Annotated in this window: 11 protein-coding genes; 3 read left to right on the plus strand and 8 right to left on the minus strand. The window is 71.6% G+C overall.

The features are described 5' to 3' along the window. Positions 1–77: 77 nt before the first annotated feature. A complete protein-coding gene (locus ABD978_RS37495) occupies positions 78–698 on the plus strand; it encodes an Lrp/AsnC family transcriptional regulator (RefSeq protein WP_345365266.1) in 621 nt (206 codons plus the stop codon). 32 nt (positions 699–730) lie between these two features. Here ABD978_RS37495 and ABD978_RS37500 read toward each other — a convergent pair whose 3' ends face one another. The 3 genes from ABD978_RS37500 to dhaK form a co-directional block, all read right to left on the minus strand. Then, positions 731–1,117 (minus strand): avidin-fold protein, encoded by a 387-nt coding sequence (locus ABD978_RS37500; protein ID WP_345365268.1) that lies wholly within the window; start codon positions 1,115–1,117, stop codon positions 731–733. A 321-nt stretch (positions 1,118–1,438) separates the two neighbouring features. Next, positions 1,439–2,050, minus strand: coding sequence for a dihydroxyacetone kinase subunit DhaL (gene dhaL, locus ABD978_RS37505; RefSeq protein WP_345365270.1), 612 nt, complete (start codon positions 2,048–2,050; stop codon positions 1,439–1,441). A gap of 17 nt (positions 2,051–2,067) precedes the next feature. Next, complete coding sequence (gene dhaK / locus ABD978_RS37510) at positions 2,068–3,069, minus strand: dihydroxyacetone kinase subunit DhaK (protein ID WP_345365272.1); 1,002 nt, start codon at positions 3,067–3,069, stop codon at positions 2,068–2,070. Positions 3,070–3,231: 162 nt separating this feature from the next. Here dhaK and ABD978_RS37515 point away from each other — a divergent pair, with 162 nt between their 5' ends. Then, the gene (locus ABD978_RS37515) at positions 3,232–3,993 is read left to right on the plus strand and encodes an IclR family transcriptional regulator (RefSeq protein ID WP_345365274.1); all 762 of its coding nucleotides are present in this window, start codon (positions 3,232–3,234) and stop codon (positions 3,991–3,993) included. A 40-nt stretch (positions 3,994–4,033) separates the two neighbouring features. On the opposite strand, the gene ABD978_RS37520 is transcribed toward ABD978_RS37515, so the two are convergent. From ABD978_RS37520 to ABD978_RS37530, 3 genes are read right to left on the minus strand one after another with little or no spacing between them, the layout of a single operon-like run. Continuing rightward, positions 4,034–4,963, minus strand: coding sequence for an RluA family pseudouridine synthase (locus tag ABD978_RS37520; protein ID WP_345365276.1), 930 nt, complete (start codon positions 4,961–4,963; stop codon positions 4,034–4,036). Then, a complete protein-coding gene (gene lspA, locus ABD978_RS37525) occupies positions 4,963–5,751 on the minus strand; it encodes a signal peptidase II (RefSeq protein ID WP_345365278.1) in 789 nt (262 codons plus the stop codon). The genes ABD978_RS37520 and lspA overlap by 1 nt, the downstream gene beginning before the upstream one ends. Before the next feature lie 8 nt (positions 5,752–5,759). Beyond that, positions 5,760–6,170, minus strand: coding sequence for a TraR/DksA family transcriptional regulator (locus tag ABD978_RS37530; protein WP_345365297.1), 411 nt, complete (start codon positions 6,168–6,170; stop codon positions 5,760–5,762). Between the two features lie 611 nt (positions 6,171–6,781). Between ABD978_RS37530 and ileS the strand changes: the two genes are divergently transcribed. Then, positions 6,782–9,973 (plus strand): isoleucine--tRNA ligase, encoded by a 3,192-nt coding sequence (gene ileS, locus ABD978_RS37535; protein WP_345365280.1) that lies wholly within the window; start codon positions 6,782–6,784, stop codon positions 9,971–9,973. A gap of 501 nt (positions 9,974–10,474) precedes the next feature. On the opposite strand, the gene ABD978_RS37540 is transcribed toward ileS, so the two are convergent. Next, positions 10,475–11,761 (minus strand): CU044_5270 family protein, encoded by a 1,287-nt coding sequence (locus ABD978_RS37540; RefSeq protein WP_345365282.1) that lies wholly within the window; start codon positions 11,759–11,761, stop codon positions 10,475–10,477. Next, complete coding sequence (locus tag ABD978_RS37545; protein WP_345365285.1) at positions 11,758–12,399, minus strand: RNA polymerase sigma factor; 642 nt, start codon at positions 12,397–12,399, stop codon at positions 11,758–11,760. Before ABD978_RS37545 ends, ABD978_RS37540 begins: the two co-directional genes overlap by 4 nt. Positions 12,400–12,910: the final 511 nt, after the last annotated feature.

Consider the following 12,910-nt stretch of genomic DNA (forward strand, 5'->3'; position numbering starts at 1 on the left):
TGATAGTGCAGTGTTGTCGCCAGGGTGTCCACGGCCACCCCGAAAGTCGAGATGAACTGCTTCAGGAGCCTGCACCCATGGACGAAACGTCGGACGGATCGCCGACTGAAGAGTGGCAGCCTGGACGAATCCCCGCCGACCTGGACGCCACCAACCTGCGGATACTGGACGTTCTGCGCGAGGACGGCAGGATTTCGATCTCCGCCCTCGCGCAGCGGGTGGGCATCTCCCGCGCCAACGCCTACACCCGGTTCGAGGCGCTGCGCGCGAACGGCGTGATCATCCGGTTCACCGCGCAGGTCGACCCGGTCCGCGCCGGGCTGGGCGTCTGCGCGCTGATCTTCGTCACCGTCCGTCAGCAGATGTGGCGGCAGTTCCGCAACCAGTTGGCCCTGATGCCCGAGGTGGAGTACTGCGCGATCACCACCGGCCAGCACGACGCGATGATCCAGATCAGGGTCCGCGACGTGGCCACGGTGCACCACCTGGTCACCCATCGGCTGGCGAGCATCCCCGCGGTCAAGGCGACCGAGACGGTCTTCATCCTCGACGAGGTGCTGCGCCGCCCCTTCATCCTGCCGTCGGACGAACGACCGCTGCCCGCCCCTCAGCCCGCCGCCGAGACCGGCCCTTCGCCGCTGGGCAGCATGCGGTTCGTCCGCGCGAACGCCGGACGCGCCGACCTCGGCGGGCTGTAGGACCGGCCTCAGACTGCACTGTAGGGCCGGTCTCAGGAGTCCGCTCGACGGGTCTCCTCCTGGAAGGGAAGTTCCTCGCACACGCTGACCTGCGGCGTGTCGTCTCCCTCGAACTGGAACTCCTCGACCAGCTTGAGCCGCCCGTCCGGCAGCGCCTCGATGCGGCTCGTGCTGCGCCCGGCCACCGGGCTCGGGCCGCCCTTGGTCAGGTGAACGTAGTTGAGCTCGATCTGGTCGTCCTGCCGCGTCCCGACGAACCGGCCGTGCGCGACCGTGTCGCCGTCGTAGCTGCCCCAGATCACGCCGTCCGCCTCCTGGTAGACGAACTGCGTGGGCGAATCAGGGTCCACCCGGCTCGCGGTGGAGCTCACCATGACGAACCGCCGGCCGTCCAAATTGTGATGCTTCGTCTCGTTCACGGGTGCATCGTGCCGGTTTTCGCGTCATGCGCAACCCGCGCTGAACATTTCGGCCGATCCCGCGTGCTCGCATGGACGAACAGGACGGCGCGGCGCGGACGCCCTTCCAAACGTCTCGGGCACCGGCCCGGCGGGTGCACCGCGCCGTGACCGCCGCCGGCCGCGCGCTCGGCGCCCGAACGGGACGACGGCGGGCGGTCCCCGGGAGTCCGGCGGCCGCCGCCCCCGGCATCGGGCGGCCCCCGAACAGAACGGCGCGCCACTCGCGGTGGCGGGCCCGGTGACGTCCCGGCCGGCGCTCCCGCCGGCCGGGACGCCGGGTCACCCGGTCGCCGCGTCGAAGAACCAGGCCACGGTGAGCGCCCCCGGGTCGACGACGCCGCGGGCGTGCTCGCCGACATAGCTGGCCCTGCCGCGCCGGGCCAGCAGGTCCTCGGTGGACGCGGCGCCCTCATGGGCGGCGGTCGCGGCCTCGCGCAGGGCGGTCGCGACGTCCGTGTCCCGCTCCGCCGCCTCGGCCAGCGCCCGTGCCGCGGGGACCATGGCGTCGACCATGGTCTTGTGCCCGACCTCGGCCTTGCCGAGCCGCTGCACGACCGCCGCCGCGTTGCCCGCCGCCTCGCTCAGCGCCTTCGGGGTGACCTCCGCGCCGAGGGCCTTGGCGAACTCCCGGAACCACATGCCGAACAGCGGGCCGCTGGTGCCGCCGGTGTTCAGGAAGGCGTTGGAGACGGCCGTGAAGACCGCGCCCGGCGTGTCGGCGCCGTCCGCCGCGAGGTTGGCGGCGGCCCGGCGCACGGCGGAGCCGAGATTCGTCCCGTAGTCCCCGTCTCCGGCCCGGCGGTCGAGCTCGGTCAGCTCGGCGCCGCGCCGCTCGATCTCGGCGATGAACCGCTCGGCCCAGGCCCGCGCGTCGATGGTGGTGGCGTCCATGCCCGTACTCCCGTCTGTCACCAGGTCAGCGCCGGCGTGCGGACCGGCGCGTCCCACAACTCGACCAGCTCGTCATCGGCGCGCAGCAACGTGATCGAACAGCCGCGCATGTCCAGCGACGTCACGTACGAGCCGACGAGCGACCGGGCCACGTCGACGCCCAGGTCGTCCAGGATCGCGGTGAGCTCGCCGTGGACGGCGGCCAGCTCCAGGTCGTGCGTCGATCCGAGGCCGTTGACGATGGCGATCACCGAGTCGCCGTGACCGAGCTCCAGCGTCTTGACGATCGGCCGCGTGAGCTCGCCGACGAGGTCGCGGACCGGGCCGTACGGCCGGCGCGCCACGCCGTGCTCACCGTGGATGCCGACGCCGAACTCGATCTCGTCGTCGGCCAGGTCGAACGACGGCCGGTCCTGCCCCGGCTGGGTGCAGGAGGCCAGCGCGAGCGCCAGGGTGCGGGCCGAACGGGTCACCCGCTCGCCCAGTGCCAGCAGGTCGTCGAGGGACGCTCCGCGTTCGGCGGCGGCGCCGCAGATCTTCTCCACCGCGACGACCGCGGCCGTGCCCCGGCGTCCGGGGCCACCCTCGTCCTGCCCGTCCGTGGCCAGGTCGTCGTCCACGAGGACGGTGCGGGTCTCGATGCCGTCATCGGCGGCCAGTTCGGCGGCGATCTGGAAGTTGAGGACGTCACCGGTGTAGTTCTTGACGATCAGGAGCACGCCCTGACCGCGGTCGGCGGCCTCGATCGCCGCCTTGATCTGGTACGCGGTCGGGCTGGCGAAGACCGCGCCCGGTACCGCCGCGTCGAGCATGCCCTCGCCGACGAAGCCGACGTGCAGGGGCTCGTGACCGGAGCCGCCGCCCGAGACGAGGGCGACCTTGGCCCCCTCCTGCCGGGCGCGGACCACGAACGCCGGGTCCTCGTTGTGGCGGACCAGCGCGGGATGGGCCCGCGCGAACCCCCGCAGCGCCTCCGGCACGAGGTCGGCCGGATCGTTCACCAGCTGTCGTACGGGCATGGCTCCTCCTTCACACGTCGGGTCGGCAGGGAGACACCCGAAGCACTTCGACATGACCGCATAAGATTCGATAATGCCGAATGGCCTGAATTTAGGACGTCGGCCCGCTGTTGTAAAGTGCGGTCGGCAGGCGGGCCGGGGGACGACCGGAAGAGGGCGCGGATGATCCAGTCCGTCGATCGGGCGATCCGGGTCCTGGGCGTCCTACAGGCCGAGCGCCACCTGAGCCTGTCGGAGATCGCGGCCCGGCTGGAGCTCGCGCCGTCCACCGTCCACGGCATCATCAAGACCCTGCAGGCGCACGGCCTGGTGCTCCAGGAGCAGGGCTCCGCCCGCTACCGCCTCGGCCCGGCGGTGCTGAAGCTCGGCAACGTCTACCTCGACACGCTGGAGCTCCGCTCCCGGAGTCTCACCTGGGCCGGTGAGCTCGCCCGAAGCACCGGCCACGCCGTCCGCACCGGGGTGCTGCTCCCGGACGAGGTCATGATCGTTCATCACGAGCCACGACCCGACGGGTCCCGGCAGATGCCGGAGGTCGGCATCGTGATCCCCGCCCACGCGAGCGCGCTCGGCAAGGCGATCCTGGCCTACGCGCCCGACCAGGCCCGAGCGCTCGAGGCCGACGGCCCGCTGCGCAGCATGACGCGGGACACGGTGACCGACCCGGCCGAGTTCCGCGCGGAGCTCGATCGGGTACGCGCCGACGCCCTCGCCGTCGAACAGGAGGAGGCCGTCATCGGCGAGTGCGGCCTGGCGGCCCCCATCTTCGACAGCTCCCGGACGGTCGTCGGCGCCATCGGCGTGGTGATCCCCATGCTCGAATGGCCCGCGCCCGACGCCGCCACCGGCGCCGTACGGGAGGCCGCCCGCGCCATCTCCCGCGAGCTCGGCGCGCCCGGCTGGCCCGTACCGCCCGGGCGGTGACGCCTCCGGCCGCGCGCCGTCGTGCCGGAGACGGAGCGGCTCAGGACTCGGCGGCGACGACGTCGAGGGCGTGTGCCAGATCGTCCGGGTAGGGACTGTCGAACTCCACCCACCGGCCCTCGGTCGGGTGCTCGAACCCGAGGCGTACGGCGTGCAGCCACTGCCGGGACAGCCCGAGCCGGGCGGACAGGGTCGGATCGGCGCCGTAGAGGAAGTCGCCGACGCAGGGGTGGCGGACCGCCGACATGTGCACGCGGATCTGGTGGGTGCGCCCGGTCTCCAGCTTGATGTCCAGCAGGCTCGCGGCCCGAAAGGCCTCGATCGTGTCGTAGTGGGTCACCGAGGGCCGGCCGCCCGCGACCACGGCGAACCGACCGTCCCCGGAGGGGTGCCGGTCGATGGGCGCGTCGATGGTGCCGCGCAGCGGGTCGGGATGCCCCTGGACGAGCGCGTGGTACCGCTTGTCGACGGTCCGTTCCTTGAACGCGCGCTTCAGCCGGGAGTACGCGATCTCGCTCTTGGCCACGACCATCGCCCCGGTGGTGTTGGCGTCGAGACGGTGGACGATGCCCTGGCGTTCGGCGGCGCCGCTCGTGGCGATCGTGTGGCCGGCGCCGAGGAGGCCGCCCAGCACGGTCTGCCCGGTCCAGCCGGTGGTGGGGTGGGCGGCGACGCCGATCGGCTTGCTCACCACGACGATGTCGGCGTCCTCGTACAGGATCGACATGCCGGGGACCGGCTCGGGCTCGGGCAGCGGCGCGGACGGCGGCGCCGGCAGCGTCACCTCGAGCCAGGTGCCCGCCTGCATGCGGTCGGACTTGACGGCCGCCCTTCCGTCGACGAGGACGTCACCGGCCGCGATGACCTCCGCGGCGCGGCTGCGCGACAGCCCGAAGAGCCGGGCCAGGGCGGCGTCGAGCCGCTCCCCCTCCAGGCCGTCGGGAACGGGCAGGCTGCGGTGCTCGCCCATCAGTGCTTCGCGTCCGGGACGGAGGACGACCCCTTGCCGGCCGGGCCGGAGGATGATCCTCCGGCAGCCGGGCCGTCGCCTTCCGGCGTGCCGCCCTCGGCGGTCCGGCCGGCGTCGGCGGCCGGGCCTCCCTCGGGGGCCGGAGCGGCCTCGGGGGCCGGAGCCGCCTCGCCGCCGGGCGCGCGGCCCGACGGGGCGTCGCTGCCGGGCTCGTCGGCGTGGGGGGCGTCGGTCTTCGCCGGGGCGGCGCCCTTCGCGGCGTCGTCCTTGTCGTCCCCGTCGCGGTAGACGGTGCCGTCCACCTGCAGGCCGCGGGAGGCCAGCAGCACGGCCAGCGCGCCGCCGCACACGATCGCCGAGTCGGCCAGGTTGAACGTAGGCCAGTGCGGCAGCTCGATCCAGTCCACGACGTGGCCGCGCAGCGGTCCGGGCGACCGCAGCATCCGGTCGGCGAGGTTGCCCAGCGCACCGCCGAGGAGGAGGCCGAGGGTGACGGCCCACGGCAGGCTGCGCAGCCGCCGGGCGTACCGCAGGATCGCCACGACGACGCCGGTGGCGATCACGGTGAAGACGTAGGTCATGCCGTTGCCGATGCTGAACGCCGCCCCGCTGTTGCGGATCACCCGCAGGGTCAGCAGCCCGCCGGCCAGCCTGATGGGGTCGTGGTCCTGCAGCAGCGCCACGACGATGACCTTGCTGACCACGTCGAGGGCGAGGGCGACCGCCGCGACGGCGACGAGCACGCCGATGCGCCGTGGCCGTGCCGCGACCTCTTCTTCTGGGTTCATGGCGTCGCTCAGCGACGCTCCTCGCGCTGTTTGCATCTCACACATAGGGTCGCACGCGGAAAGGCCTGCAGGCGCGCCTTGCCGATCGCCTGCCCGCACGACTCGCACACGCCGTAGGTGCCCTGGTCGATCCGGACGATGGCGCGTTCGTTCTGGGCGAGCAGATCACGGGCGTTGTAGGTGAGCGCCATCGCCTGCTCACGCTCGAACGTCTTCGCCCCGGCGTCGGCCTGGTCGTCGCCGGCGCCCTCGGCGGCGTCGTGGATGCGCTCGGCGATCTGCGACTCGGCCGTCGCGATCTCGGCGGTCAGCTCCCCCGTCTCCGTCTGCAGCCGGTCACGGACCTCGGACAGCTCGGTGCTGGTCCACAGGTCCTCCCCCTCGCGGACCGGAAGCCGTTCCGCGGTGGCCGTGGAGATCTGCTGAGCCTTGGCCGACCGGCGTCGCGGCGCGGTGCGCGATGTACGGGGTGCCTCCGCTGTGCGATTCTTATCTTCCGCACCAGTGGTACCGTCCACATGGGCCCCCTCGCGCTGATCTTGTTTTCCAACAGTGCGGGAAGCATAGGTCGCGGTTCGCCGGACGGCAAATGACCAGGGGTTGTCACACTCCGCATATCGCCCATTACGCCGCCATCGCGTCACTCCTCCCTGGCGTGTCATTGCCCGCGCTTGACCCCCCGAGGCCGCCCGAAACCTCCTCGTGCCCGCCTCCGCTCCGTATTCGGGAAGAAGTCACCCGCCCCCGTGCGTTATCGTCGCTATCGGCAAGGCGTTTGATGGGGACACCTGCCGCCGTACGCAGCCATGAGCGACCCGGAGACGGTGCGAGTCCGGGGGTGTGCGCGGCGGTCTGATCACCCCGTAGCCGCCGGCAGAACGGCCGTCAGGCCCAGTAGATCCGGCAGCCGACCGCAATGAGCGGGTCGTTCCCCGGTTTCCCGGAGCGGCCAAGGAGGGTGGTACCGCGGGGCTCACCGCCTCGTCCCTCCGGTCCACGTGCTGTGTTGTGACGCCGGAGGTGCACCCGAATGCCCGACGAGCCGCAGGTCACGCCCGAGAGCGGGCGCGGCAGGCTGCGTACCCTTCCCACGCAGGTCGACCTTCCCGCGCTGGAGCGCGAGGTCCTCACCCGGTGGCGGCAGGGCAAGGTCTTCCAGCGGTCCCTGGAGCAGACCGAGGCCGGGCCGCAGTGGGTCTTCTACGAGGGACCGCCGACCGCGAACGGCATGCCCGGCGTGCACCACGTCGAGGCCCGCGTGTTCAAGGACCTGTTCCCGCGGTTCAAGACGATGAAGGGCTACAGCGTCCGCCGCAAGGCCGGCTGGGACTGCCACGGCCTGCCCGTCGAGGTGGCCGTGGAGAAAGAGCTCGGCATCTCCGGCAAGCGCGACATCGAGTCGTACGGCGTCGCGGAGTTCAACGCCCGCTGCCGCGAGTCCGTACTGCGCCACGTCGACGCCTTCGAGGCGATGACCGAGCGCATGGGCTACTGGGTCGACCTCGCCCAGGCCTACCGGACGATGGACCCCGAGTACGTCGAGGCGGTCTGGTGGTCCCTCAAGGTCGTCTTTGACAAGGGCCTGCTCGTCCGCGACCACCGCATCAGCCCGTACTGCCCGCGCTGCGGCACCCCGCTGTCCGACCACGAGCTCGGCCAGCCGGGCGGGTACGAGACCGTCACCGACCCGTCGGTGACGGTGCGGTTCCCGATCGCCGAGGGACCGCTCGAGGGCGCCGACCTCCTCATCTGGACGACCACCCCGTGGACGCTGGTGTCCAACACCGCCGTCGCCGTGCACCCGGACGTCACGTACGTCGTCGCCGCCCGGTCCGGCGAGCCGGGCCGCGTCGTGGTCGCCGAGCCGCTGTTCGCCCGCGTCCTCGGCGAGGGCTGGCACATCCTGTCCCGCGTCCAGGGCGCCGACCTGGTCGGCACGCCGTACCGCCGGCCCTTCGACCTCGTCGAGATCCCCGACGCGCACCGGGTGCTGGGCGCCGAGTTCGTCACCACCGAGGACGGCACCGGCCTGGTGCACCTGGCCCCCGCCTTCGGCGCCGACGACTTCGCGACCTGCCGGGCGGCCGGCATGCCCGTCGTCAACCCCGTCAACCCGGACGGCCGGTTCGAACAGTCGGTACCGCTCGTGGGCGGGACCTTCTTCAAGGACGCCGACGCGCGGCTCGTCGAGAACCTGCGCGAACGCGGCCTGCTCTTCCGCGTCGAACGGTACGAGCACAGCTACCCGCACTGCTGGCGGTGCCACACGCCGCTGCTCTACTACGCGCTGCCCGCCTGGTACATCAGGACCACCGCCATCAAGGACCGGCTCCTGGCGGAGAACGAGGGCACCAACTGGTTCCCGGCCACGATCAAGGAGGGCCGGTACGGCGAGTGGCTGCGGAACAACGTCGACTGGTCGCTGTCGCGCAGCCGCTACTGGGGCACCCCGCTCCCGATCTGGCTGTGCGAGGACGACCACGCCACCTGCGTCGGCTCCCTCAAGGAGCTGGGTGAGCTCGCCGGGCAGGACCTGAGCGCGCTCGACCCGCACCGCCCGTACGTCGACGACGTCGCCTTCGCCTGCCCGGAGTGCGGCAAGGAGGCCCGCCGCGTCCCCGACGTCATCGACGCCTGGTACGACTCCGGCTCCATGCCGTTCGCCCAGTGGGGCGCGCCGCACCGGCGGCAGGAGGTCTTCGAGGCGTCCTACCCGGCGCAGTACATCTGCGAGGCCATCGACCAGACCCGCGGCTGGTTCTACTCGCTGATGGCCGTCGGCACGCTGGTCTTCGACCGCTCGTCGTACGAGAACGTCGTCTGCCTCGGCCACATCCTCGCCGAGGACGGCCGGAAGATGAGCAAGCACCTCGGCAACGTCCTCGAGCCGATCCCGCTCATGGACAAGCACGGCGCCGACGCCCTGCGCTGGTACATGGCCGCGGGCGGTCAGCCGTGGGCGGCCCGCCGGGTCGGCGACGCCTCGCTCGAGGAGATCGTCCGCAAGATCCTCCTCACCTACTGGAACACCGCGTCGTTCTTCGCGCTGTACGCCAACGCCGCGGGCTGGACGCCGGACGCGGCTGCCCCCGCGCACGCCGACCGGCCGCTGCTGGACCGGTGGGTGCTGGCCGAGCTGCACCGCACGGTCCGCGAGGTGGACACCGCCCTCGAGGGCTTCGACACGGCCGCCGCCGGGCGTCGTCTCGCCGACTTCATCGACGACCTGTCGAACTGGTACGTCCGCCGCTCCCGGCGCCGCTTCTGGGAGGGACCGGAGCAGGACGGCGCCGGTGAGAACGCCGCGGCGTTCGCCACCCTGTACGAGTGCCTGGAGACGCTGACGCGGCTGATGGCGCCGATCGCCCCGTTCGTCACCGACTATGTGTGGGACGTCCTGCGGCGCGACGGAGACGCGGACTCGGTGCACCTGGCCGCCTGGCCGGAGGTGGACGAGACGCTCCTCGACCCGGAGCTGTCCGCCCGGATGGCCCTCGTCCGGCGCCTCGTGGAGCTCGGCCGGTCCGCCCGTGCCGCGTCGGGCGTCCGCACCCGCCAGCCGCTCGGCCGCGCGCTGGTCGGCGCCGCGGGCTGGGCGTCGCTCCCGGACGAGCTGCGCGCCCAGATCGCCGACGAGCTCAACGTTCAGGGCTTCGACACGCTCGCCTCGATCGGCGGTGAGCTCGTCGAGTACCAGGTCAAGCCGAACTTCCGCGAGCTGGGCAAGCGGTTCGGCAAGCAGACGCCGAAGGTAGCGGCGGCCGTCACCTCGGCCGACCCGGCCGGCCTCGTCCACGGCCTGCGCGACTCCGGCACGGTGACCGTCGACGCGGCCGAGGTCGGGAAGGTGGACCTGACGCCCGACGAGGTGATCGTCACCGAGCGGCCGCGCAGCGGCTGGGCGGTGGAGAGCGCCGCCGGGGAGACGGTCGCGCTCGACCTGACCGTCACGCCGGAGCTCCGCCGCGCCGGGCTCGCCCGCGAGGTCATCCGGCTCGTCCAGGACGCCCGCAAGAACAGCGGCCTGGACATCTCCGACCGGATCGACCTGTGGTGGCGGACGAGCGACGCCGAACTCGCCGCCACACTGCGCGAGCACGGCGACGAGGTGGCCGGCGAGGTGCTCGCGAACACCTGGCAGGACAGCGAGCCCGACTCGGACCTGCCGGCCTTCCGGGACGAGGAACTGCGGCTGACCTTCTGGCTGCGCCGATCCGCCTGACCGGCCCCCGGTCGTCACTCCGGGACCGCCGCCCCGCCCACCACGGAACGGACGGCGGTCCCGAACCCGGATGGCCGAGCTCGCCTTCAGCGGCGCGTACGCCGAGGCCGTCACGGTTCCGGCCGCCATGACGACGCCGGTGCCCGACGCGGCACGTCGCCGCTCGGACCTCCGGCGCGGACCACGGCGAGCCGATGGTGCGCCTGCTCCACGAGACCGCCGAGCCCCCCGCCGGCGGCGCGCAGCCTTGCCGTCGGTGTTGACGGGACAAAACGGGTGATCGGGACGAAGCCCGGTCACAGCGACGGCGAAGTGACCACAGCGACGGCGAAGCAGGCGTCACCGTGATGGGCTTCACGTCATCGGCGCCGTCACGAACCCGGCGAACGTTCGTGGTCACCGCACTAGGCCCTCCGCTCTGGTCCGTGCGCGGTCAAACATTCGGACAGCCAGGGGCCGCCGTGCCCGGCGAGGTGGGCACGGCGGCTCGTGGAGTGCGGGTTACCTCGGTGGGGTTTTGTTGGTCCACTCCGTCACGGCGAACACCTGGTACTCGGCCACCTCGCCCTTCTTCAGGAAGCGTTCCGGCATGTCCGCAACCGTCAGACGGTGTGGCTTGCCGTCGTCTCCCGGCGGTAGTGTCCGGCTGCCGTGCGGCGGTGTGGCCACCAGGTCGCGGATCGCCAGAAGGCGCCCACCTGCCGGATCGATGATCCACTGACGTTCGTAGGTGCCCAGTTGCTTGGGCGCGGTGTACAGGCCGAGCGGCAGGGTCGTCGCCAGCGGCATGGAGACCACGCCTCCGGTGCGGCCCATCGGGTCGGTCGCCGTGCCCCCGACCTTGACACCGGGCAGGGTGGAAAGCATCCGGAACGCTGCCGCCCGCACCCGTGGCGGGGCCGGCGCCTTCGACAACAGAGTTGAGGCCACCTCGCTCAGCGCCCGCGTGCGTTCCGCACCCCGCAGGTTCCGCATGGGTTGGTTCGTGGGCGCGGAGGGAGGGGTAATGGCACGCCAGTTGCCCTTGAGGTTCAACACAGCGTTCTTGAGCGCCTCGGCGTCGGTGGGCAGCTTGGCGATCTGCCCAGCCGTCAGGCCGAAGTAATCGTCCTCAGCCGGCTTCGCGGGGCCCATGCGCGGGGAGACGGACGCTTGCGCGCTCATCTCCACCTCCATCACCACCCCGGTGCCATCCTGATTGGGCACCTGCACCATTTCGGGGGATCCCGCCTGCCGCCACTTGTCCATGTCCTTGGCCGCCACCGGGTGGGCAAGCTCATCCGCGTTCCAGACGGTCCCCTTGCCGTCCTGGCCGATCCAGGTGATGCTGCGCTGCCTCGCATCGACCTCGTAGCTGTCCGCCGCGCTCTTGCCGACCCCGTAGGTCTTCCCGAAGACGGTCTCGGTGTGCCAGTACCGGCCAGTCGGTGCTTTCTCCGCGCTTGAGGCGGCCGCCAGCAGCACGTTGCCGGTAACAGTGCCCCGGCCGCGCGGTCCGGGCACGGCGCTGTTGCCCGAACCACCGGGCGCGAGTACGTTCAGTCCGTCCATACCGACGCCTACGGCCACGGCACAGACGATGGCAGGCGCGGCGATCGCGGCCAGGCGCCAGCGCCGGCTACGGTGACCGGGACGTTCTTGAACGATCTCATGCATCAGATGCTCCTTCAGCTGAGCGCCGCGGTCGGCCGGAAGGTCCGGCCACTCTGGACGCGGTAGCAGGCGGGCGATGTCGTCCACCGTGGGATGTTCGGATTTCTCGGATCGCCGCGGGAATCGCGCCTTCATCGGTTCGTCTCCTCGCCAGGGAATGACCGGGCGGCCGACGGACGGCCTTCTGGCAGGTCTCTGCCGGGTCGTTGCGTGTCCGGGCGTCCGTGCTCGAGATCGTCGGCGGCGAGTTCGCGTAGCCGGGCACGGGCACGGGACAGGCGCGAGCGCACAGTGCCCACCGGCACGCCGAGTACCTCGGCGGCTGCGGCGTATCCCAGTCCCGACCACACGCACAGCGCGACCACCTCGCGTTCGCCCCGCCGCAGCCGCCGCAACGCCCGCGCGGCGGCCGCCAGCAGCTCGGTGTCGGTGATCCGGCCGACCAACTCCTCGGCGAAATCGGGGATCGGCTCCCGCGGCGGCATGCGCGACAACGCGGCCCGGTGCCGCCGCACGGCCCGTGCCGTGTTGCGCATGACATTCGTCGCGATGCCCAGCAGCCACAGCCGCACGCTGACCACTTCATCGCGCAGCTTGGCTCGCAACCGCCACGCTTCCAAGAACGTCAGTGACACAACGTCCTCGGCCGCGACCGGATCCCCGCACATCCGCACCGCGTGGGCGTACACCACCCGTGCGTGTTCATCGAAGATCGTGGCGAACGCCTCACGCTCGCCCGCCCGGGAACGCTGATCTTCACTCGGCGACTTCACGCATAGAAGTGTCCATGCCCCATCCGGAGTTCCCGTGATACAGGTCACAGCAACCGGCCACTGGGAGCTTGTAATGGCCTCCGCCCGGGTTCGTGCGATCAGATGAAAAGTAGCTCTGCGTGACAACGGGAACGGCCCGGGCGGCGGTGGGCCACTCAGCGTTCTGCCTGCTCCTTCATCCTCGTAGCGTCCGGCAGGCTCACTTCAACGCAGCTCGCCCCCCAGCGTTCGTCCCCGCCGGCGCTACGGCGAATTCCCGGACTGTTGAGAGCGCCCCATTGAGAAACAAACTCGCAGTTCCCGCGCCCACCGGTCGATCGGGCCGCACCCCTTCTGGCCTGTGACCTGGTCTTTCTCTCCGCTCCCCTAGGCGGGAGCCGGGATGAGGGGACTTCAGGAAGCGTGCGGGTTCCTCTTCATCGCCGATGCCTTCGCCGAAGCGGTGAATGCTGACGGCGGCGCTCGAATACTGAGCCAGTGCCGACTCTTGAAAACGGACCCACCTGGAGGC

Source organism: Actinoallomurus liliacearum (assembly GCF_039542035.1).
Taxonomy (GTDB): domain Bacteria; phylum Actinomycetota; class Actinomycetes; order Streptosporangiales; family Streptosporangiaceae; genus Actinoallomurus; species Actinoallomurus liliacearum.

Coding starts and splice junctions, on each gene's coding strand:
- ABD978_RS37495 (WP_345365266.1), top strand. CDS start 78: ATGGACGAAACGTCGGACGGATCGCCGACTGAAGAGTGGCAGCCTGGA.
- dhaK (WP_345365272.1), bottom strand. CDS start 3,069: ATGCCCGTACGACAGCTGGTGAACGATCCGGCCGACCTCGTGCCGGAG.
- lspA (WP_345365278.1), bottom strand. CDS start 5,751: ATGAACCCAGAAGAAGAGGTCGCGGCACGGCCACGGCGCATCGGCGTG.
- ABD978_RS37520 (WP_345365276.1), bottom strand. CDS start 4,963: ATGGGCGAGCACCGCAGCCTGCCCGTTCCCGACGGCCTGGAGGGGGAG.
- ABD978_RS37540 (WP_345365282.1), bottom strand. CDS start 11,761: ATGAAGGCGCGATTCCCGCGGCGATCCGAGAAATCCGAACATCCCACG.
- dhaL (WP_345365270.1), bottom strand. CDS start 2,050: ATGGACGCCACCACCATCGACGCGCGGGCCTGGGCCGAGCGGTTCATC.
- ABD978_RS37515 (WP_345365274.1), top strand. CDS start 3,232: ATGATCCAGTCCGTCGATCGGGCGATCCGGGTCCTGGGCGTCCTACAG.
- ileS (WP_345365280.1), top strand. CDS start 6,782: ATGCCCGACGAGCCGCAGGTCACGCCCGAGAGCGGGCGCGGCAGGCTG.